Annotated in this window: 11 protein-coding genes; 6 read left to right on the forward strand and 5 right to left on the reverse strand. The window is 44.8% G+C overall.

The features are described 5' to 3' along the window. Positions 1–17 precede the first annotated feature (17 nt). From DXD65_RS06060 to DXD65_RS06080, 5 genes are all read right to left on the reverse strand, one after another. Entirely contained in the window at positions 18–3,047 is a 3,030-nt protein-coding gene (locus DXD65_RS06060) for an efflux RND transporter permease subunit (RefSeq protein WP_117887424.1), read from the reverse strand. Positions 3,048–3,097: 50 nt separating this feature from the next. After that, entirely contained in the window at positions 3,098–4,150 is a 1,053-nt protein-coding gene (locus DXD65_RS06065; RefSeq protein ID WP_009036569.1) for an efflux RND transporter periplasmic adaptor subunit, read from the reverse strand. Positions 4,151–4,307: 157 nt separating this feature from the next. Then, the gene (locus tag DXD65_RS06070; RefSeq protein WP_005826334.1) at positions 4,308–6,626 is read right to left on the reverse strand and encodes a family 65 glycosyl hydrolase domain-containing protein; all 2,319 of its coding nucleotides are present in this window, start codon (positions 6,624–6,626) and stop codon (positions 4,308–4,310) included. Between the two features lie 224 nt (positions 6,627–6,850). Then, complete coding sequence (locus DXD65_RS06075) at positions 6,851–8,218, reverse strand: MFS transporter (protein ID WP_005826335.1); 1,368 nt, start codon at positions 8,216–8,218, stop codon at positions 6,851–6,853. A 19-nt stretch (positions 8,219–8,237) separates the two neighbouring features. Further along, positions 8,238–9,242 (reverse strand): LacI family DNA-binding transcriptional regulator, encoded by a 1,005-nt coding sequence (locus DXD65_RS06080; RefSeq protein WP_117887425.1) that lies wholly within the window; start codon positions 9,240–9,242, stop codon positions 8,238–8,240. A gap of 215 nt (positions 9,243–9,457) precedes the next feature. On the opposite strand from DXD65_RS06080, the gene DXD65_RS06085 reads away from it, so the two are divergent. The 6 genes from DXD65_RS06085 to DXD65_RS06110 all read left to right on the forward strand — a co-directional run bounded on the left by DXD65_RS06085 (position 9,458) and on the right by DXD65_RS06110 (position 21,534). Further along, positions 9,458–10,633: an arabinogalactan endo-beta-1,4-galactanase gene (locus DXD65_RS06085; protein WP_117749331.1), complete on the forward strand. Its 1,176-nt coding sequence runs from the start codon at positions 9,458–9,460 to the stop codon at positions 10,631–10,633. A gap of 28 nt (positions 10,634–10,661) precedes the next feature. Continuing rightward, positions 10,662–13,139, forward strand: coding sequence for a glycoside hydrolase family 2 TIM barrel-domain containing protein (locus DXD65_RS06090; protein ID WP_117887426.1), 2,478 nt, complete (start codon positions 10,662–10,664; stop codon positions 13,137–13,139). 719 nt (positions 13,140–13,858) lie between these two features. Beyond that, a complete protein-coding gene (locus DXD65_RS06095; protein WP_117887427.1) occupies positions 13,859–16,861 on the forward strand; it encodes a SusC/RagA family TonB-linked outer membrane protein in 3,003 nt (1,000 codons plus the stop codon). Positions 16,862–16,872: 11 nt separating this feature from the next. Beyond that, a complete protein-coding gene (locus DXD65_RS06100) occupies positions 16,873–18,492 on the forward strand; it encodes a RagB/SusD family nutrient uptake outer membrane protein (RefSeq protein ID WP_117887428.1) in 1,620 nt (539 codons plus the stop codon). A gap of 24 nt (positions 18,493–18,516) precedes the next feature. Next, a complete protein-coding gene (locus tag DXD65_RS06105) occupies positions 18,517–20,127 on the forward strand; it encodes a SusE domain-containing protein (RefSeq protein WP_008663879.1) in 1,611 nt (536 codons plus the stop codon). Positions 20,128–20,208: 81 nt separating this feature from the next. After that, positions 20,209–21,534, forward strand: a complete 1,326-nt coding sequence (locus tag DXD65_RS06110) for an alpha-amylase family glycosyl hydrolase (protein WP_005826350.1) — start codon at positions 20,209–20,211, stop codon at positions 21,532–21,534. Positions 21,535–21,624 lie beyond the last annotated feature (90 nt).

Genomic DNA, 21,624 nt, shown 5'->3' on the forward strand with positions numbered 1-21,624 from the left:
AATTGTTGAATGTTCTCTCACTTGATTTTATGAATGGCGCAATAAGCCACCGGCAGCACGAATAGTGTCAATGCCGAGGCTACCAGCAAACCACCCATGATGGTTGCCGCCATGCCGCCGAACATGGCGTCGAACAATAACGGCAACATTCCCAGGATAGTGGTACCCGATGCCATGGCCACCGGGACAATACGGGTGGTCGTTGCACTGATAACGGCTTCACGCGGTGCTTTTCCGGCAGCGGTTTCCGTATCAATCTGGTCCACCAGCACGATGGCATTCTTGATATTCATTCCAATCAGCCCCAGCAAGCCGAGGATGGAGAAGAAGTCGAATGATTTCCCCAATACCACCAGTCCCAGTACAATACCTATAAAGATAAGCGGCAGCATCAGCAGGATAACAATCGGCTTCCGGTAGCTGCGGAACAGAAACAGCAAGGTGACGAACATAAGGAAGAATGTCAGCGGCAGGTTAGCTGCCAGTGCGGCATTGCTTTCTGCCTGGCTTTCCTGCTCTCCGAAGTATTTCATGGTGTAACCTTCGGGCACATCAATCTCTTCTTGCACTTGCTTCCATATACGGTTGAAGGCGGCAATGGCATTCACACCGCGGCGTGGGTCGGCCTGCGCCATCATCACCATCTGCCGGTTGTAGTCTTTCACATTGGAGAACTTGTACTGGAAGTCGAACCGGCTGACGACTTGTTCCAGAGTGGTTGTTTCGCGTGCAGTGCCGAATACGGGGAGTGTACGCAAGTCGTTGATGCGGAAAGAGTCGATAGTTTTATCCTTCAACAGAACGGGAAGTACCTGGTCTCCTTCCCTGTATTCCCCAAGTGTCATGCCGTTCGTACCGATCTGGATACTCTGTGCCATGCTTTGACGGGAGATACCCAACGGTTGTGCACGCTCCTGACTGTAAACGGGATGCCATACCGGTATCTTATTGCCCCAGGAGTTGCGCACGTTGATAAGTTCGCCGTCACGGTGCATGATGTCCAGAGCCTTGTTGGTCAACATGACCAGCGTATCCGTGTTATTGCCGATGAACCCGATTTCAATGGCGGCATCTACAGCAGGAGAGAGTTTGAACAACATGGTACGGGTGATGGCATTGGGATAGTTGGCCTTCATGTAGGCATCAAGGTTCTCTTCCTGCTTCTTGGTATATTTGCTGTCCGTTACTTCCACCAGGATATTGGCGAAGTTAGGTTTGGGACCGACGGAAGTGGAGGCCAGATAGTAACGCAACGGTGTGCTGCCGAATGTGACGGATACCCGTTTCACTTCCGGCTGCTGCATCAGATGCGCTTCCACCTTTTTCATTTCGGTTTCTACTTCGCGGATGCTGTACCCGTCCGGATAGAATACATCTGCCCGAAAGTAGGGCTTGTCCAGAGAAGGGAAGAAGTTCTGGGGCATCAGTCCCATGACGATGAGGGAGAGGATGAACAGTGCTGTAATGCTTCCAAGGGTCAACGCCTTCTTGCGTATCAGTGTGCTGAGGATGGAGGCGAATTTATGGTAGAAAGGCTTGTCGTATGGGTCCTTGCTACCATCTTTAGCCTTTGCTTTCAGTATGAAGTTGCCGAATGTAGTGGTTTGTGTCAACGCCAGCACCCAACTTAATCCCAGGGAAATGGCCAGCACTACGAATAGCGGTTTCACGATTTCGGCTACGGAAGAGGGAGCCAGATACAGTGGCAGAAACGAACAGATGGCAATGAACGTTGCTCCCAGCAATCCCCATTGGGGGCCGGTGGCACCGTCTATCAGCGCTTTCCGGCGGTCGATGCCGCGGGCAATGGCAATTTGGGCATTATCTGTCACCACGATGGCATTGTCCACCAGCATTCCCATGGCTATGATGAATCCGGCAAGGGAGGTCCGGTTCAGACCTACGTCAAGAAACGACATAATGAGCAGTGTGCCTCCGATAGAGAATATAAGGGAAGAGCCAATCAGTACTCCTGCACGCATACCCATCACCAGCATGATGATTACAATCACAATCAGGATGGATTCTATCAGATTGATGATGAACCCGTTGTTGGCTTCTTTGGCAATCACGTTTTCGGGATACAGACTTTCCAGTTCCAGCCCCACGGGGATGAGGAGCATGAGTTCGGCAAGCCTCCGGTCTACCAGTTCACCGGTTTTTACCACATCCTTTGTCGGGTCGGTGGAGATGCCGATACCGATGGCGCGCTTTCCGTTGACGTGCATGATATTGCCGGGAGGTTCCATGTATCCCTTTTCAATGATGGCGATGTCACCCAGCTTGACTTGTCCGCCGGAGGTAGTGATAACCTGGTTGCGGATATCATCGACAGTCGTGTAGGTACCGTTGGCCACAATGCGTAACTGTTGTTCTCCGGCGCTGATTTCACCCGTATTGATAATCTGGTTCTGCGATTGTAGCAGGCTGGCCAGCTGCTTGGGGTCGATACCCATTCCTGCCAGCTTGTTTACGGAGATGAATATATGGATGACCTCTGTCTGTGTACCGAAAAGGGCTACCTTCATCACACCGTCTGCCGTGATGACTTGTGTCTTGATTCGTTCCGCCCAGTTTCTCATTTCTTCATAAGAGAAACCGTCGTCACCCACCAGGCCGTAATAGATGCCGAAAACGTCTCCAAAATCATCCGAGACGGTCGGTACAGAAGAGCCTGCGGGCAGTTGGGGCTGTATATTGAGCACTTTACGCCGCAGTTCGTCCCACTTCTGCGGAATGGATGCGGCAGAGAGTGACGGTTGCAGTTCGAAGGTTATCTTGGAGAGTCCGTACATAGACTCTGACTTTATCTTGTAGACGCCGCTCATCGACTGTATTTCTCGGGAGATGGGTTCGGTGACGAGCCGTTCCACTTCTGCCGGCTCCGCTCCCGGGTAGCGTGTCATGATGACTGCCGACTTGATGACGAAAGGTGCGTCTTCCTTCTTTCCCAACCTGCCGAATGACAGTATACCGCCGATAAGCAGCACAGCCAGAAAGAAGTAGACTATCTTCGTGTTGTCTAATGAATATTGGGCTAGATTCATAATGAATATTTTTTAGATAAATGGGGAATGTAATGTGCCAATGTGATTAATCACATTAGTACCTTTATTGCTTCTCCTTCTGTCAGCTGGTATACTCCGGCCGTCACAACGGTTTCTCCCGGTTCCAACCCTTTAGAAATAAGCAGGTTTGCCTCTCCCGTTGGAGAATAAACGGTCACTTCGCGGCGACTGACTTTATTACCTTCCACCACCCATACATACGTTTTCCGGTTTTCACTGTCGCCAAATACGGCGCTTAACGGTACATTCATCAGCTTTTCTTCCAGAAAGGGAGCGACATCCGATGCCAGCTTTATTTTGCATGTGAATCCCGGTTTTACGTCATAACGTGTACGGTCAAAGTGCGGGTCGTCAATTGTTATTGTCACCGGAATACCCGTCCCTGCTGTGGAGATGTCAAGATACTCTTCCAGTCTGGCATCGAAAGCCTCTGTGGGGTAGCTGTCGAACACCACCTTGAACTTTACGTCCTTGGCACGGAGCAGATAGAGATAATCATCCGGTACGGTGAACTTGATTCGTAGCTTCTGTGTATTTACCAGCTGTACAACCCCTTCTCCTGCATTGACACGCTGATAGTTCTCTACCAGCCGTTTTTCGATGGAACCCTCGAAAGGGGCTGTCAGCCGCGTATCCCGCATATTGTTGCCGGACAACTCGTAAGTGGATTTTGCTTTCTGATAGTTGGCTACGCTGATTTCGTATTCCTGCACGGAGATAGCCTGGCGGCCAAGCAGCCGTTTGTTACGTTCCACTTGTGCGGCAGCTGTTTCGTAGGCAGCCTTGTCGGCTGCATATTGCAGGGAGATGTCGCGTGGGTCGATGGCGGCAATCAGTTGCCCCTTTTTTACCCGCTGTCCCTCTACAACCGGGAGGCTGATGATTTGTCCGCTGACGCGGAAGGCAAGTCTCACATATTCCACGGCTTCCACTATTCCGGAGAAGTCTTTGCGGATAACCGACTGTGAACTGACTTGCGCAGTCTTCACCGGTCGGATAAGGGTATTGCTACCCTTTTGTTTTTGCCCGCACGACGTGATGAGCAACGCCATGACCAGGGCGAAAAGAAACATTTTTTTCATTGGTAAACAAGTATATAGTTATTCGTTCAGGTATATATAAAAACATAAAACCGGGAAAACAACCAAATGTTCTCCCGGTTATAGGATAAATGATGATTTAATGTGCCAATGTGCTAATTGGCTGCGCAATGTTTATGCTGCGCTATCACGCCGCAGGTCATTGGCACATTGGCATATTAATTTTCAATTCCGTCCCCCGTTCCAGCGTATATGGGTGTCCGTAGACTTGTATGTCCACTTTGCTGCCTGCTGTAAGCGAGATTTCGATTTCTTTTCCTACCCGTATGTGAAGTGTGTTTTTCAGATAATTCACCTTGAATGAATAGCTGTCCCATTTTTGCGGTATGACAGGGGAGAAACACAACGTCTCCTTCAGCACCTGCATACCTGCAAATCCGCGTACAATGGCCAGCCAGCTGCCGGGCATACTGGTTATGTGCAGACCTTGGTCTGCTTCGTTGTTGTAGTCGTCCAGGTCAAGCCGTGTGGCATGCAGGAAAAGCTGGTAAGCTTTTTCCACTTTGCCGATGCGTGCAGCCAGGATGGAATGGATGTGGGGAGAAAGGGAGGATTCGTGTACGGTCATCGGCTCATAGAACTCGAAATTGCGGCGGACGGTTTCCGTGTCAAAATAGAAATAATAGAGGTAAAGTCCGAGCAACACGTCACTCTGCTTGATGTAGCAAGAGCGCAGAATGCGGTCCCATGACCAATGTTGGTTGATGGGGCGTTCTTCGGCAGGAATGTTATCTGTACTTTCCAGTACTTTATCCATATAGCCGTCATTTTGGATAAAAATACCCCGTTCCTTGTCTTCCGGCAGATACATGTGTTCGATGATGTCTCTCCACCGGGCACTTTCCTTCACTTGGTCGAGATTGGTGATGCGGCGTATGTGGGCATATTCATCTGGATATTGCTGTGCCACCATTTCCAGAAAACGGAGGGTCATCTTGAGGCACTGTATACAGGAATAGTTAGTGTACCAGTTGTTGTCCACATTGTTTTCGTATTCATCCGGGCCGGTAACCCCCAGTATGACATATTTCTGTTTGGGTTGGGAGAAGGATACCCGTTGTCTCCAGAAACGGCTGACGGCAATCATTACTTCCAGGCCATATTTAGCGATATAGTCCATATTGCCCGTCAGCGCTGCATGCTGAACGATGGCATAGACAATGATATTGTTACGGTGGATTTCCTCGAAGGTTATTTCCCATTCACTGTGGCATTCCTCTCCATTGTTGGTTACCTGCGGAAACAACGCTGCACCGTCCTTGAAACCCAGTTTACGGGCGTTTTCGATGGCTTTGGGAAGCTGGTTGTACCGATATGCCAGCAAGTTCTTTGCAATCTCTTTGGGAGTGGAGAGCAGAAAAAACGGTACACAACACAGTTCCGTGTTCCAATAAGTATTTCCGCCATATTTTTCTCCGGTGAATCCTTTGGGGCCGATGTTTAGGCGCGGATCATCTCCCCGGTAAGTCTGATACAGTTGGAATATGTTGTACCGGATACCTTGTTGCGCTTCCGGGTCCCCTTCGATGACGACATCCGTTTCGTCCCAGATTTCCTGCCAGGCCCTTCGATGCTCTTCTACCAGCGTATTCCAGCCTATGCTCTTGGCTTCGCGTGCCTCGGCCACGGAGTGTTCCACCAATTCACTCCGTTCGTGGTAGAGAGAAGAAGCGATGGCGGTGTATTTGATGAGTGTCACGTTGTCTCCGGGTTTCACGTCGGCACCTACGCTGAAACCGGTCTGCTTTTCCTTTTCTATCCGTATGGGGTTGGCAGTGGTTTCCTTGTTGTTTTTGAAGAATTGGTAAGTCATGGCGTAGCACACTTGTGCATCTTCCCGGCGGGTCTGTGTCCAGAGATAGGCACAGCTGCTGGTAGAACCGGAACGCAGTATGTTCCATATTTTCAGGTTTGGCAGATCGGCATCGTCTACTATATTCCCGTCAAGGATGGGCACGAGTGAGATTCTGCCGGTATAGTTGATGGAAGACACGCTGTACTTGATGAGACAGAGGTTGGGTCTTGCCATATTTGTGATATGCTCTACATGGATGCGGAGCTGGTTTCCACGAGGAGACGTCACCTCCATGTCCCGGTAGGAGATACCTTCCTTCATATCCAGGCGGCGGTTGAAGCTGTCGACATCCCAGCCTGCCAAATCGAGTTCCTCATCGATGAGGCGCAGGTTGATGCGGCTCCAGTCGGCAGCCTTGGGTATACGGGTGTAATATGGTGGAAATCCGTTCTTCCACCATCCTACGCGGGTTTTGTCCAGGAAAGTGATGCCGGCCACAAATGAACCACGGTAACTGTCACTGCTGTAAGGCTCCTCAAAATACCCTCGTTGCCCGAAACGTCCGTTTCCGAGGCTGAATATACTTTCCGACATCCGTTGACGGTCGGGGTGGAATTGGTCTTCGATGATGTTCCATTCATCGGTCTTGAGGTATTTTTTCATGGCGACGTGTTTTCTGTAGTTATCGCCGTAAAGATACGCAATATGCGGAAATAAAAGAGAAAAGTGAGGACAAAAATAGTGAAAGGGGAAGGGAGGGGATTAAAAAAGATAATATAGCACACAGATGACACAGATAAGGCAGATGAACACGGATAAGTTTGTCTAATAATCCGTGTTCATCTGCCTTATCTGTGTCATCTGTGTGCAGAAGTAGGAGCTTGGTTCTATTTCTCTCCCTTAGTCTCTTTAATTAAATATACACAGAAAGCACCTATTATCAGCATCACTCCTGCCAATACAAGCATATTGATTTCGGGGGGCAGTACTCCTTTGGGAGTAAACAAGGACAGAATACTGCCGCCCAAAGCTGCCGCAATAATCTGTGGAATACAGATGGTACCATTGAAAAGACCTAAGTAGGTACCCATATGTCCTCCGCTCAGTGCATTGGTCAAGATGGTGAACGGCAGTGCCAGCATGGCAGCCCATGCACAACCTATCAGCAGGAAGGAAATGAACAACATATACGGATTGTGCATAAAATAGGTGGAAATGAAACCTATACCTCCCAGAACAAGGCTGAGTGAGTAGACGCGGCGGCGGTCCTTGAACATCGGTATGCAGATGGCCCAAAGCACAGAGCCGATGGCTTGCACGGCAAACAGTACGCCTACCCAGTCGGCGGCATTCTGATATTGCAGGCTCTTGGTGTCGAGTACTACTTTGGTCACACCATCTACCAAGTGCTCTACTGTAGGAGCGTCAAAAGCATTGGCAGCGATGCTGCCGTTGGTATAGGTCCACATGAACATAAAGGCAAACCAGCAGAAGAATTGTACCAGTCCGATAGTCCAGAATGCTTTCGGAGCCTTGATGAGCAGCTTCAGCATGTTGGTCTTTTCATGTTCCTCTTCTTCGGTGATGCCGTGATACTCTGCATATTCGGCAGGCGGCATCTCTTTTACTTTGACCGAAGTGTAGATAACGCAGAAGATAAGGATGGCTGCTCCGATGTAGAATGAGTAAATCACCGAGTCGGGGATTACTCCTTGGGGAGCTGTATTGCTGATGCCAATCCATGCAAAGATGAACGGGAAGAGATAGCCTACCAGGCTGCCTGCATTGCAGAGAAAACTCTGGATGGAGTAGGCGAGCCCTTTTTGTTTCTCATTCACCATGTCACCCACCATCATTTTGAAGGGTTGCATGGCCATATTGATGGAGGTGTCGAGGAACATCAGCGATACCAGTCCGAAAATCATGGCTGTACTTACTGCCATGCCGAAGCTTCCGGCATTGGGTAGCAGGCACATGACGAGTACGGCCACCAACGAACCTATAAACAGATAAGGGATGCGCCGCCCGAAGCGTGTCCAGGTCTTGTCACTGGCGGCTCCCACGATGGGTTGTACAATGATACCTGCCAACGGCGGTAATATCCAGAAATAACTCAAATTATGCGGGTCTGCACCCAAAGTGGAAAAGATACGGCTGATGTTTGCACTCTGCAAAGCATATGCAATCTGTACGCCGAAAAAACCAAAGCTGATGTTCCACAGCTTCCAGAAACTTAAATCGGGTTTTACTTTCATGATGGTTTAATATGTTTTATTATTTCGTTGTTCCTCTTATCACCAGATTGGTACGTACTATCTTGTTGTTGCTTTTCTCTTCTCCCTCCAGCCTTCCGGTCAGAATGCTGAAAACGCTTTTACCTACTTCCTCGCCATGCTGCTCCACGGTAGTCAGCTTCGGGTCGGTGCTTTGCGCAATGGCTCCGTCGGTGAATCCGCAGATGGATACTTCGTCGGGAACTTTTACGCCGACCAGTTTGCAGGCATACAGTATGCCCGAAGCTGTCTCGTCGTTGATGGCAAAGAAACCGTCAGGGCGGTCTTCGCTTTCCAGCAGGTCGGGAGTGATGGAGATGGCGCGTTCACGGGTGTCGCACAACAGAATCATGCTGTCGTCCACCGGAATTTTATACTTCTTCATGGCATCCAGGTAGCCGTTCCGGCGATTTTTGGTAATCTCCAGGTGGGGAGCCGCACCATAGAAAAGGATACGCTTGCATCCGGTCTGTATCATGTATTCCACGGCGGCAAAGGAGCCGGCATAGTCGTCCACCACCACTCGCTCGGTTTTCAGTCCCGTGCAGATACGGTCGTAAAAGACGATGGGAATGTCGTTGTTCAGCAGTTCCTGGTAATGGTCGTATTGGGAAGTGTCCTTGGCAAGTGAAGCGATGACTCCGCAGACACGGGCGGCAAGGAAAGAATGCACAATCTTCACTTCCTGCTCGTACGATTCGCTGCTCTGCGCCACTATGATATTATATCCGGCATCTGCCGCCGCTTTCTCAATTCCGCTCAATACGCAGGAAAAGAAGTGGTGTACCAGCTGGGGAACAATGACGCCGATGGTATTGCTGCGGCTTGCGCGGAGGTTTACAGCCAGTACATTGGGCTTGTAGTTATGTTCGCGCGCATAGGCATGTACAAGGTCACGAGTTTCCTTGCTGATGTCCGGATTGTCTTTCAGCGCTCTTGACACGGTGGAAGGAGAGACATTCAGCGCCCGGGCAATATCCTTGATGGTAATCTGCGGTTTATTCATGGTATAGTTTTGAGGACAAAGATAAGGTAAACTTCCCTAATCCGATTGCAAAAATAACGTAATATGGTAAATTGTGCTTATTCGTTGAGGTTTATCGGGTTGTAAGTTTGTGCAAACGATTGCGGACACCCGTATTTTGACAAATTAAGGTGATATGTAGTTCTATATTTCCTAAATGCTTATATTTGCAGTACGCAATTAATGATGATAACGCCATGAAACACATGAAGTTTTTGACTTTCTTTTTTTGTATTGCCTTTGCCGTATTTGCATGCAGCAGCAATAATGAGACAGACCCCAACGCCGGTGGAATTCCCGATAAGGAGGAACCTCTGGCTACGGACTTTGCTAAAGGTGCCGACATCAGTTGGGTAACGGAGATGGAACATAAGGGTATGAAATTCTACAATGCTTCCGGTGTGGAGACCGATTGTTTCCAGCTGATGAAGGATTTGGGCTTGAATGCAGTTCGACTCAGAGTATGGGTCAATCCCAAAGAACACGATAACTGGTGCAATACGGCCGATTTGGTGACGAAAGCCAAGCGTGCCGCAGAGCTGGGCATGGACGTAATGGTAGACTTCCATTACAGTGACTGGTGGGCCGACCCTGGACAGCAGCATAAGCCTGCTGCATGGAAAGGACTGAACTTGGCCGACTTGAAGAAAGCCGTCGCCGACCATACTGCCGATGTACTTAATGCGCTGAAAACGGCAGGAGTTACTCCTAAGTGGATTCAGGTAGGCAATGAAATCCGTCCGGGGATGCTCTGGGATGAAGATGCTGCATTGAGTGGTGCGTCCTATGATGTGAGGGAATGTGATGTAAAGGGTTCCAACAGCACTTCCGAGAAAGTGAAATACCGTAAGAACTTTGCCAACCTGGCTGCTTTTATCAATGTAGGATACGATGCGGTAAAGTCCGTCTTCGACGATGCCATTGTCATCGTCCATCTGGACAATGGATATGACAACGAATTGTATACCTGGTTCTTTAATGGACTGAAAGCCAATGGCGGTAAGTGGGATATGATAGGCATGTCGCTCTATCCTTACTGGACGATGCTCGAGCACAAGGAATATACAGCTGATAGAACTATCACCGAGTGTATTGCCAATATTAATAGTGTAGCCCGGAAATACAACTGTGATGTGATGGTGGTGGAAACCGGTATGGAGTGTGCCGACGACAAAGGGAACCTGGCAAGTGCTTCCGTACTGGCAGAAGGGAAACGCCAACTGGCCCGTGTCCTGAAAGAGTGCAAAGAGAATACTGACGGACGCTGCAAGGGTGTGTTCTACTGGGAACCGGAATGCAGGCCGAACCAATATCGGCTGGGGGCATTCACTGAAGACGGCCGCCCCACTGTGATAATGGATGCTTTTAAATAATTATATTAACAAAATCTTTTAAAGAAGAATGAGAAAGACAATACTTATCTTTTCCTGCTGCGCTTTTTTTGCCTTGGCGGCAATGGCGCAGCGTACAGAAGCATTGTTGGAAAAGAACTGGAAGTTCACCAAGGGAGATGTTCCCGAAGCAACACAAACAAATTTCGACGACAGTAAGTGGGAAACAGTGACCATTCCTCATGATTGGGCCATCTTTGGTCCGTTCGACCGCAACAACGATTTGCAGGAGGTAGCGGTTACGCAAGACCTTGAAAAACAAGCTTCCGTAAAGACCGGGCGTACCGGAGGGTTGCCTTATGTGGGTGTCGGTTGGTATCGTACGGCTTTTGATGCTCCTGCCGACAAGCAGGTCACTCTGGTTTTCGATGGTGCAATGAGTGAGGCTCGGGTCTATGTCAATGGGAAAGAAGCTTGTTTCTGGCCTTTCGGATATAACTCTTTTCATTGCGATGTTACCGGTTTGCTGAATGCCGACGGTAAAAACAATGTGCTGGCTGTCCGTCTGGAAAACAGACCCCAGTCCTCCCGTTGGTATCCGGGGGCGGGATTGTATCGCAATGTCCACCTGGTTACTACGGAACGTGTTCATGTTCCGGTTTGGGGTACACAGCTCACCACACCGCATGTTTCTGATGAATACGCTTCCGTGCGTCTGCGTACTACAATACGGAATGCCGGTGATGCGGATGTTCGTATTTCTACTGATATTATTGCGCCGGACGGTAAGATAGTAGCCCGTAAGGATAATAGCCGGAAAATTAATCACGGACAGCCATTTGAGCAGAATTTTCTGATAAATGCTCCGTCTCTGTGGTCCCCTGAGACACCTTATTTATATAAGGCAGTATCTAAGATTTATGTAGATGGCAAACAGACTGACGAATATACCACGCGTTTTGGTATCCGCAGCATTGAGATTATAGCTGATAAGGGATTCTTCCTGAATGGTAAGCACCGTAAATTCCAGGGGGTATGCAATCACCACGATTTGGGCCCGTTGGGTGCGGCTGTCAATGTGGCTGCTCTTCGCCGTCAGTTGACATTATTGAAGGATATGGGATGTGATGCAGTCCGTACCTCCCACAATATGCCTACACCCGAATTGGTGGAACTCTGTGACGAGATGGGCTTTATGATGATGTTGGAACCTTTCGATGAATGGGATATTGCCAAATGTGAGAATGGTTATCACCGCTATTTCAACGAATGGGCAGAAAAGGATATGGTAAATATGCTGCATCAGTATCGGAACAATCCTTGTGTGGTAATGTGGAGTATAGGAAATGAGGTTCCTACCCAATGTAGTCCCGAGGGCTACAAAGTGGCTTCTTTCCTGCAGGATATTTGCCATCGCGAAGACCCTACACGCCCCGTTACTTGCGGTATGGACCAGGTAACTTGCGTGCTTGCCAACGGGTTTGCGGCAATGATTGATGTACCCGGTCTTAATTATCGGGCTCACCGTTATGTGGAGTCTTATGAGACTCTTCCACAGAATATTGTGCTTGGTTCGGAGACGGCTTCCACTGTAAGTTCTCGTGGTGTCTATAAATTTCCCGTACAGAAGGGTGCCAGTGTGATGTATGATGACCATCAGTGCTCCGGTTATGATGTGGAGTGTTGTTCCTGGTCGAATCTTCCCGATGAGGATTTTGCTTTGTCTGATGATTATGACTGGACAATCGGACAGTTCGTCTGGACGGGCTTTGATTATTTGGGTGAGCCTTCTCCTTATAGTACGGATTCCTGGCCCAGCCACAGCTCCGTTTTCGGTATCATAGACTTGGCAAGCCTCCCCAAAGACCGTTTCTATCTGTACCGCAGCCTATGGAACAAGCAGGCAAATACCTTGCATGTCCTTCCGCACTGGACGTGGCCGGGCAGGGAAGGGGAGAATACTCCGGTTTTTGTTTACACCAGCTATCCCAGTGCCGAACTGTTCGTCAACGGAAAGAGTTATGGCAAACAACGGAAACTTACTGCTGATGAAAGCCGTGCTTTGGAAGGCCGGGACTCCCTTGCTTTGCAGCGTCGCTATCGCTTGATGTGGATGGATGTTCCTTATGAACCGGGCGAAGTGAAAGTGGTGGCTTATGATGCTTCCGGCAATCCTGCAGAAGAAAAGGTGATTCGTACCGCTGGCAAGCCCCATCATCTGGAGCTGGTTGCCGACCGCACCCGCTTGTCTGCCGATGGCAAAGACCTGGCATATATCACAGTCCGTGTCGTGGATAAGGACGGTAACCTTTGTCCGGCAGACAGCCGCATGGTAAACTTCTCGGTGAAGGGTGCCGGAAAATATCGCGCTGCTGCCAATGGAGATGCTACCAGCCTCGATTTGTTCCATCTGCCCAAGATGCCGGCTTTCAGCGGTCAGCTGACGGCTATTGTGCAGAGTGGCGAGCAAGCCGGTGAGATTGTGTTTGAGGCAAGGGCTAAAGGATTGAAGTCCGGAAAGCTGGTACTTTATACTTCAGAGAAATAAATAGCACTATTTGCTTCCACTCTACCACACCTGCTCTGTAACCCTTTGTTCATCGGTGTTTGAGGTGCGGTGGAAGCAACAGAAAAAGGTGGAAGCAAAATTTGCTTCCACCTCTGTTTTTAGGGCCGACATGATGTTAACTTATTGTAATGTAACAAGTTAATATCATGTCGGCCATTTTGTTAATATCGTGTTAATGGCATATTAATATTGTGCAGACACGTTATTCATATCTTGAAAGTATGTTGCTTGGTTTATACATGCATGGCATTTCTTCAGTAAAAGCTTTGTGTTTCTTTTGTTTTGTCTTGATGTTGTGTAGTGCTTAACGGTCGTAAAGCGATTTGTTGACGGCCGTAAAGCAATCTACCAACGGCCATCAACAAATCGCCTAACGGCCGTTAGGCGGTGAAAATCTCTGTACTTCAGCAGAATAAACATATATGTTATGTGCAAGAATGCCACATGTAGAGTGGAGAGAAGCGCTGTATTATGATATATCAAGTGATTTCCCTATCTTGTGCAACCGCATGCAATCGTTTGCACTGTTCGTTTCCCACATTTTACACTCTCTTTATACTTTACTAAAGTAATAAAGCATATTTTTGTTGCGTCATGCTTTGGGTACTTGAAAGACGTTGGAAAGCGAAAGTACGAAAATTATTTTTCGAATAATATATATAGGTAATTAATATTGTTAACTTTAATTTATTAAATGCATGAAGCAAGTTAATCTTAGAATCTGTCAAACGATTCTTACCCTAATGTTAGGGTTATTCTTGTCTGTAGGCGCTTATGCACAGAACATCACCGTGAAAGGGCATGTAAAAGATGCTTTGGGAGGAGTGATAGGCGCAAATGTAGTGGAAAAAGGAAATTCCACGAATGGTACAATCACTGACCTTGATGGTAATTTTACATTGACAGTTCCTCAGGGAGCTACGTTGGTCGTGTCTTTTATCGGATACAAGACGCAAGAAGTAGCTGCTGCTCCTTCAGTAATTATTACATTACAAGATGATGCGGAATTGTTGGGCGAGGTGGTCGTAATTGGTTACGGTACAGCCAAAAAGAATGATTTGACTGGGTCTGTTACGGCTATTAGTGCAGATAAAATGGTAAAAGGTGCTGTTACATCTGCTACTGATATGTTGGTTGGTAAAGCTGCCGGTGTAAGTGTGATTACTGACGGTGGTGCTCCGGGAGCTGGTGCTACAATTCGTGTGCGTGGCGGTTCTTCTATGTCTGCATCCAATAATCCGTTGATTGTTATTGACGGTGTGCCTGTAGATGACGGTGGTATTAATGGTATGTCAAATCCTTTGGCTACTGTCCATCCCAATGATATTGAGACTTTTACTATTTTGAAAGATGCTTCTGCAACAGCCATTTATGGTTCTCGTGCATCTAACGGTGTTATTATTATTAATACTAAAAAAGGAAAGTCTGGACGTGTACAAGTTGGTTATAGCGGTACATTCTCTATTAATACAAGACCCAATAAAGTAGATGTAATGTCTGCAAATGAATTTAGAGAATTTGTGACTTCTAAATTCGGTGAATCAAGTGCTCAGTTTAAAGCATTAGGTCAAGCAAATACTGATTGGCAGGATGAAATATTCAAAACCTCTTTCAGTACAGACCACAATGTTAATGTTTCTGGTGCTATACCACACATGCCCTATCGTGTATCAGTTTCTTATACCAATGAAAATGGTATATTGAAGACTTCTAATATGGAGCGTTTGACTGGTGCTATTAGCTTGAATCCTAATTTCTTTGATAAGAAATTGAATATTCAGTTGAATGTGAAAGGTATTTATAATACAAACCGTTTTGCAGATACTGGTGCGATAGGTATGGCGACGCAATATGATCCGACACAGCCTATTTACATGGATGGAAATCCCTATGGTAACGGCTACTTTATGTATATGAAAAGTGGCAATAATCCTACACCGGTTGATATTGGTTTGGCTAATCCCGTTTCTATTTTAGATTCAAAGCATGACGAATCAACTGTTTATAGAAGTATTGGTAATGCACAAATTGACTATAAGTTTCATTTCCTGCCCGAATTGAGAGCAAACTTGAATTTAGGTTACGACGTGTCTAAGAGTGAAGGTGATGTTATTATAGAAGATAATGCTCCTATGACTTGGTGCCAAGGTAACTATAAAACAGGGTTTGGTGAAAATAGCAGTTATTATCAATTGAAGCGGAATACATTGCTGGATTTCTATTTGAATTATGCTAAAGAGTTTGGTGCACATCATGTCGATGTTATGGCGGGTTATTCTTGGCAGCATTTCTATAATTCTACATGGACCAAATATCCTTATTCTACAGTAAAAGCTGAAGAAACTGGTAAGGAATTCTATAAGGATATGGAAGATTATTCAACTGAAAACTATCTTGTTTCTTTCTTTGGGCGTTTGAATTATACATTATTGAATCGTTATTTGGTGACATTTACCTTGCGTAATGATGGTTCTTCACGTTTCAATAAAGACAATCGTTGGGGATTATTTCCTTCAGTTGCTTTGGCATGGAAGATGAAAGAAGAGAATTTCTTGAAGGGAGTGGATTGGCTTTCTGATTTGAAGTTGCGTTTGGGCTATGGTATTACTGGTCAGCAAAACCTGAATAATGGTGACTATCCTTATATGGCTCGCTATATGTATTCCAAAGCTGGAGCAAATTATTATTTTGGTAACAACAAGTATTCATTGATTGCTCCTCAAGCTTATGATGAAAACTTGAAATGGGAAGAAACTACAACTTACAATATTGGATTGGATTTCGGTGTATTGAACAACAAATTGACAGGTACTCTTGATTTGTATTATCGTAAAACTGATGATTTGCTGAATACAGTTACAGCTCCTGCCGGTACAAACTTTAGTAACCAGTTGTTGACGAATGTAGGTACATTGGAGAATAAAGGTATTGAACTTACTTTGACGGCTCATCCTATCACGACAAAAGATTGGGACTGGACATTGAGTTATAACATCTCTTATAATAAAAATGAAATTACCAAATTGACATTTAATGATGACCCGGCTTATAAAGGTGTGATTCATACTGGTATTGATGGAGCAACCGGTTATAATATCATGATAAATGCTGTTGATCATCCTTATAATTCATTCTATGTATGGGAACAACTTTATGATAAGGCTGGAAATCCGATAGAAGGTGCTTATGTTGATCAAAATGGGGATAATAAAATAGACGAAGAAGATTTGGTCGCTTACAAAAAGTCTGCTCCTGACGTATTTATGGGATTAACTTCTCAATTGTCTTATAAGAATTGGGATTTGTCATTTGCTTTGCGTGCAAGTATTGGAAACTATGCTTATAACAATGTACAATCCAATCGTGAGGCTTGGGATGGTTCACAAATGTATGACCAAACTGGTTTCTTGAAAAATCGTTTGACTTCTGCATGGAAAACAAATTTCAAGACAGGGCAATATCGTTCTAGTTACTATGTTCAGAATGCTTCTTTTGTACGGATGGACAATATTTCATTAGGATACACTTTTAACAAGCTGTTCAATGATAAACAAAGTGCACGTGTTTATGTCACGGTACAGAATCCGTTTGTTATTACCAAATATGATGGTTTGGATCCTGAAATTAGCGGTAGTGGAGTTGATAATAATATCTATCCTCGCCCTCGTGTATTTATGTTAGGCTTGAATCTTAATTTTTAATCAATGAAGTTATGAAAATATTAAAATATAAATATATATTGTCGGCAGCCCTTTTGAGTACGATGTTAGGGGTTACCTCTTGTGTGAACGATCTGGATACGGTTCCATTGGATAAGGATGAATTGGTTTCGGATGTCGTTTTTGGAAAGGAGATAGGAGCTTATGAACAAAGTTTGGCTAAAATATATGCAGGTTTGGTAATAGGTGGTAATGCAGGTGGAGACTCAGACCAGGATGTTGCCGGCATTGACGGTGGTTCTCAGGCTTCATTTATTCGCGTATTGTGGAATATGCAGGAATTGGCTTCTGATATCGCTCATTGTTGCTGGAATGATCCTGGTATTCCAGACTTCAATCATATTTCTTGGGCTGCTTCAAGTCCATGGATCAAAGGATCATATTATCGTTTGTATTATCAGATTAACTTGTCAAATGCGTTTTTACGTGAAACAACTGATGATAAACTTGCCTCACGAGGTTGTTCAGAGCAAGTAAAGGCTTCTATTAAAACTTTCCGTGCAGAAGCTCGTTTTATGCGTGCTTTGATGTATCTGTATGCTTTGGATTTGTATCGTAATGTTTCGTTTGTAGATGAAAACAGCCCTATTGGTAGCGTTCGTCCACAACAAATTATGAAAGATCAATTATTTGAATACATTGAAAGTGAAATGTTGGCATGTGAAAGTGATATGCTTGATCCTGTAGTTGGATTTAATGATAATTATGGACATGCTAATAAAGCTGCTCTGTGGGCTGCATTGTCTCGCTTGTATTTGAATGCAGACACGTATGTAGGTGTAAATAAATATACTGAATGTGTGACTTATTCTAAAAAGATTATTTCAGCAGGTTACCAATTGGAACCGGTTTATGGCGATATGTTCAAAGCTGATAATGACCAATCCAAAGAGATGATTTTCCCATTGAGATATGAAGGTGAAGATACAATGACCTGGGGAGGTATGACAGCTTTGTTATGCTGGGGTTCTGCTGATTTTCAAGAAGAAACGAATGCAAAGGGAGGTTGGCAAGGTGTTAGAGCTAAGTCGTCTTTATATAATATCTTTGAAAAAGAGGATAGCAGTGATAAGGATACTCGTAAAGCAATGTTGCGTACAGAAGCTACCACAAATATTGAGATCACAAATGAGGCTGATTTTGTCAATAATGGCATTCCCGTTACCAAGTTTTATAATGTGAATAAAGATGGAAGTAAACCTGCATCTGCGGAAGCTTGGACAGATTATCCATTATTCCGTTTAGGTGAAATCTATTTGAATTTAGCAGAAGCTGTTCTTCGTGGCGGACAAGGAGCAACAAAAACAGAGGCTTTGGGATATGTAAATGATTTGCGTAAACGTGCATATTCAGACAAGGCGTCCGCACCTATTTCCGATAGTGATTTTACTTTGGACTTTATGATGGATGAACGCGCACGTGAGCTATTCTACGAAGCTCAAAGACGTACAGATTTGATTCGCTTCGGTAAATATACTTCTGCTGATTATGTTTGGCCATGGAAGGGTGGAGTTGCGGCAGGAAAATCTGTTGAAAGCTTTTATCAAGTGTTCCCCTTGCCTTCAGACGATGTTGGTTCTAATCAGAACCTGGTACAGAATGAAGGATACTAATATTAATGATTAAACATGAATGATATGAAGACAAAATATATTTATTTACTTTTGGCTGGAATCTTCGCATTGATGTCTTGTGAGGAGGATGCTACCCCCATATTGGAATTGAAGACTGCTGCTGCATTGCATGCGCTTTCCCAAACAGACATTACTATTACTAAAGACAATAAGGATGCGCAATTTCCGGAAATAGCTTGGGATAAGGCAGATTATGGAGTTTCTGCAGTAGTTAATTATGTTGTAACTCTAACAAATACTTCTACCAATAAGAGTATTGTAATAGGAGAAACAGGGGATGCAAAACTGGCATTTACAAATAGTGAAATGAATTCTTTATTGGCTAAGGTAGGAGCATATCCGGGGCAAACGTATGATTTTACTGTTTCTTTGGTTTCTGAGGCATATGATGCTTATACTGATGCAGCTAGTAACTCAATAACTTTTAAGGCTACACCTTATGACCCTAATGTAGATAATATTACATGGAAGTATGCTTATGTAGCTGTTGGCTATCCTGATTGGGACTACACTACTGCCTATTTGATAGGTGACCCTGACGGTGATGGCATTTATAGTGGTTATGCCAATTTTGATGGTGCTGCTTCTTATGCAATCATTGATGGTGCAGACCTTACGAAAGTATTGGCTAAAGATCAGCAAGTTACTGCTGATGGTAAAGGTTTCATTGAAATTACTTTAGATGCAGAAGGTAAGGTAACCCAATCAGAGAAAGGGCTGGTTTGGGGAGTAATTGGAGATGCTACGTCTAGTGGTTGGGACAAAGATACCCAGATGGAATACGATACCACTACTCGTCTTTGGACAGTGGTTACTCCGTTGCTCGATAAGGAATTCAAATTTAGAGCCAATAATGACTGGGGATTCAATTATGGAGCAGAAGAAGGTAAACTTTCTGAGTTGGCCGGTAACTTGGTTGCTGGAGGTCAAAATTTCAAAGTGGTAAAGGCAAGTCCCTATATTATTACTTTAAATTTGACTAATGCAGGAAAATATACTTATAGTATGGAAGAAACAACGATTGAGCTTTCTAGCTCTGCAATGACATTGCCTGGTAGCTATCAGAGTGGTGATGGTTGGAAGCCGGAAGCTGATGATTGCTATAAGGTAGAATCTGCAGCTCGTGATTTCAAATATACTGGCACTCACTATTTCCCTGCCGATACAGAATTCAAGTTCTATGATTCTGGTACGTGGATTGGTGTTGTTGGAGATATTACTTGGAATGAGGCTAAGACATCAACTACGTTTGTTATCGGTGATGGCGGTAATGTTAAGATTGAGGCTGCCGGTTATTATCGAGTAGGTGCCGATACTAAGAAGATGGTTGCTACTTTGGATAAGACAGGTTGGGAGATTATTGGTGATGCTACTCCTGGTGGATGGGATAAAGGCACTTTAATGGATTATGATGCTGAAACGCAAAAGTGGTCGGTGACTGTTACATTAGGTGATGGTGAAATGAAATTCAGATGGGATGCAGCTTGGACTATAAACTTTGGTGGTAGTTTAGGTGCGCTGACGCAGGATGGTGGAAATATTAAAGTTTCAGCTGGAACATACACGATTGTATTGGATCCAGAAGCTAAGAATGCTACAATGACAGCCAATTAAGGCTCTCTTATTTATAGAAAAAGGATTAAGGGGGGGACCTTTAATCCTTTTTTATTTGTCAGACCAATGAATTGTAAATAGATGAGGAATTTATTTTATACTATACTTGTATTATTGACAGTGTATGCTTGTGCCGGAAAACGCGAGATAGTTACTGAACAAAAGCAAGTATTACCTGCTGTAGAAGACGTTGTGATGTACGAAATCAATCCACGTGTTTTTGCTCTGAAGAATGCATTTAATGTCATATCAAAACATCTTGATTCTATTCAGTTTTTGGGTGTTAATGTTGTTTGGTTTATGCCAATCTATGAGATTGGTGAGGTAAATACGGTGAATTCTCCTTATTGTATCAAAGATTATAAAAGAATAAATCCTGAATTTGGAACAGTAGAAGAATTTAAGCGTTTAGTGGAATTATGCCATGAAAAAGGAATAAGTGTAATTTTAGATTGGGTTGCTAATCATACATCTTGGGACCATGCTTGGATTAAAGAACATAAAGAGTGGTATACTCAGGATAGTATCGGAAATATAATTTCTCCTGCAGGAACGGGATGGAATGATGTGGCAGATTTGAACTACGATAATGCAGATATGTGCCTTGCAATGATTGATGCTATGAAATATTGGATACAAGAAGTTGGTGTAGATGGTTTTCGCTGTGATGCTGCTGATTATGTTCCATATACTTTCTGGAAGCAAGCTGTTGATTCTCTGAGGGCTATTCCAAATCGGAAATTGTTAATGTTGGCAGAAGGTAAGCGCAAAGATCATTTTGATGCAGGATTTGATATGAACTATGCTTGGGATTTGATGGAGGCGATGCGGGATGTTTTCGTTAATGATAGTAGTGCGGCACGCTTGTTGGAGGTGGATTGGAGCGAGTATGACTCAATTCCGGCAGGAAAAATGAAATTACGTTTTATTACCAATCATGATGAGGCTTCTAAAATGTCGCCAATTGTGGAGTTAGGAAGTGAAAGGGCAGCTATGGCTGCTTTTGTTGGAACAGTTTTTTTGCATGGTGGAGCATTGATTTATAGTTCACAAGAAATTGGACATGAGGCTCCTATTAATTTTTTTGCATATACATCCGTGGATTGGTCCGAATGTTCGGATATTTATCAAGAATATGGGTGTTTAATGGGATTGTATAATAAATATCCTGCACTTCGGAAAGGAATATTAACTGGGTATCCTGCTTCAGACGTCTTGATGTATCAGAAAAGTGATGGTAAAGATGCTTTTATGATATTGGTTAATGTGCGTAATAGAGATGTTTCTGTTATCTTACCGGAGGGTTGGAAGCATCATGTAGCTACTGATATTTACGAAAATAAACCTCTGGAATTGATGAATGAAATTAAACTGAATGCATTAGAGTATAGAATAATTAGATTCTGACGGCTGGATTTTAATAAAAGAGGAGACCCTATACTATTATATTGTGTAAGGTCTCCTCTTTCTGTTTGATATGCAAACGTTTTCGTGATA

The organism is Bacteroides sp. 4_1_36 (genome assembly GCF_003466325.1).
GTDB classification, from domain to species: Bacteria; Bacteroidota; Bacteroidia; order Bacteroidales; family Bacteroidaceae; genus Bacteroides; species Bacteroides uniformis.

Coding starts and splice junctions, on each gene's coding strand:
- DXD65_RS06095 (WP_117887427.1), top strand. CDS start 13,859: ATGAAGCAAGTTAATCTTAGAATCTGTCAAACGATTCTTACCCTAATG.
- DXD65_RS06105 (WP_008663879.1), top strand. CDS start 18,517: ATGAAGACAAAATATATTTATTTACTTTTGGCTGGAATCTTCGCATTG.
- DXD65_RS06075 (WP_005826335.1), bottom strand. CDS start 8,218: ATGAAAGTAAAACCCGATTTAAGTTTCTGGAAGCTGTGGAACATCAGC.
- DXD65_RS06110 (WP_005826350.1), top strand. CDS start 20,209: ATGAGGAATTTATTTTATACTATACTTGTATTATTGACAGTGTATGCT.
- DXD65_RS06060 (WP_117887424.1), bottom strand. CDS start 3,047: ATGAATCTAGCCCAATATTCATTAGACAACACGAAGATAGTCTACTTC.
- DXD65_RS06090 (WP_117887426.1), top strand. CDS start 10,662: ATGAGAAAGACAATACTTATCTTTTCCTGCTGCGCTTTTTTTGCCTTG.
- DXD65_RS06085 (WP_117749331.1), top strand. CDS start 9,458: ATGAAACACATGAAGTTTTTGACTTTCTTTTTTTGTATTGCCTTTGCC.
- DXD65_RS06070 (WP_005826334.1), bottom strand. CDS start 6,626: ATGAAAAAATACCTCAAGACCGATGAATGGAACATCATCGAAGACCAA.
- DXD65_RS06100 (WP_117887428.1), top strand. CDS start 16,873: ATGAAAATATTAAAATATAAATATATATTGTCGGCAGCCCTTTTGAGT.
- DXD65_RS06080 (WP_117887425.1), bottom strand. CDS start 9,242: ATGAATAAACCGCAGATTACCATCAAGGATATTGCCCGGGCGCTGAAT.
- DXD65_RS06065 (WP_009036569.1), bottom strand. CDS start 4,150: ATGAAAAAAATGTTTCTTTTCGCCCTGGTCATGGCGTTGCTCATCACG.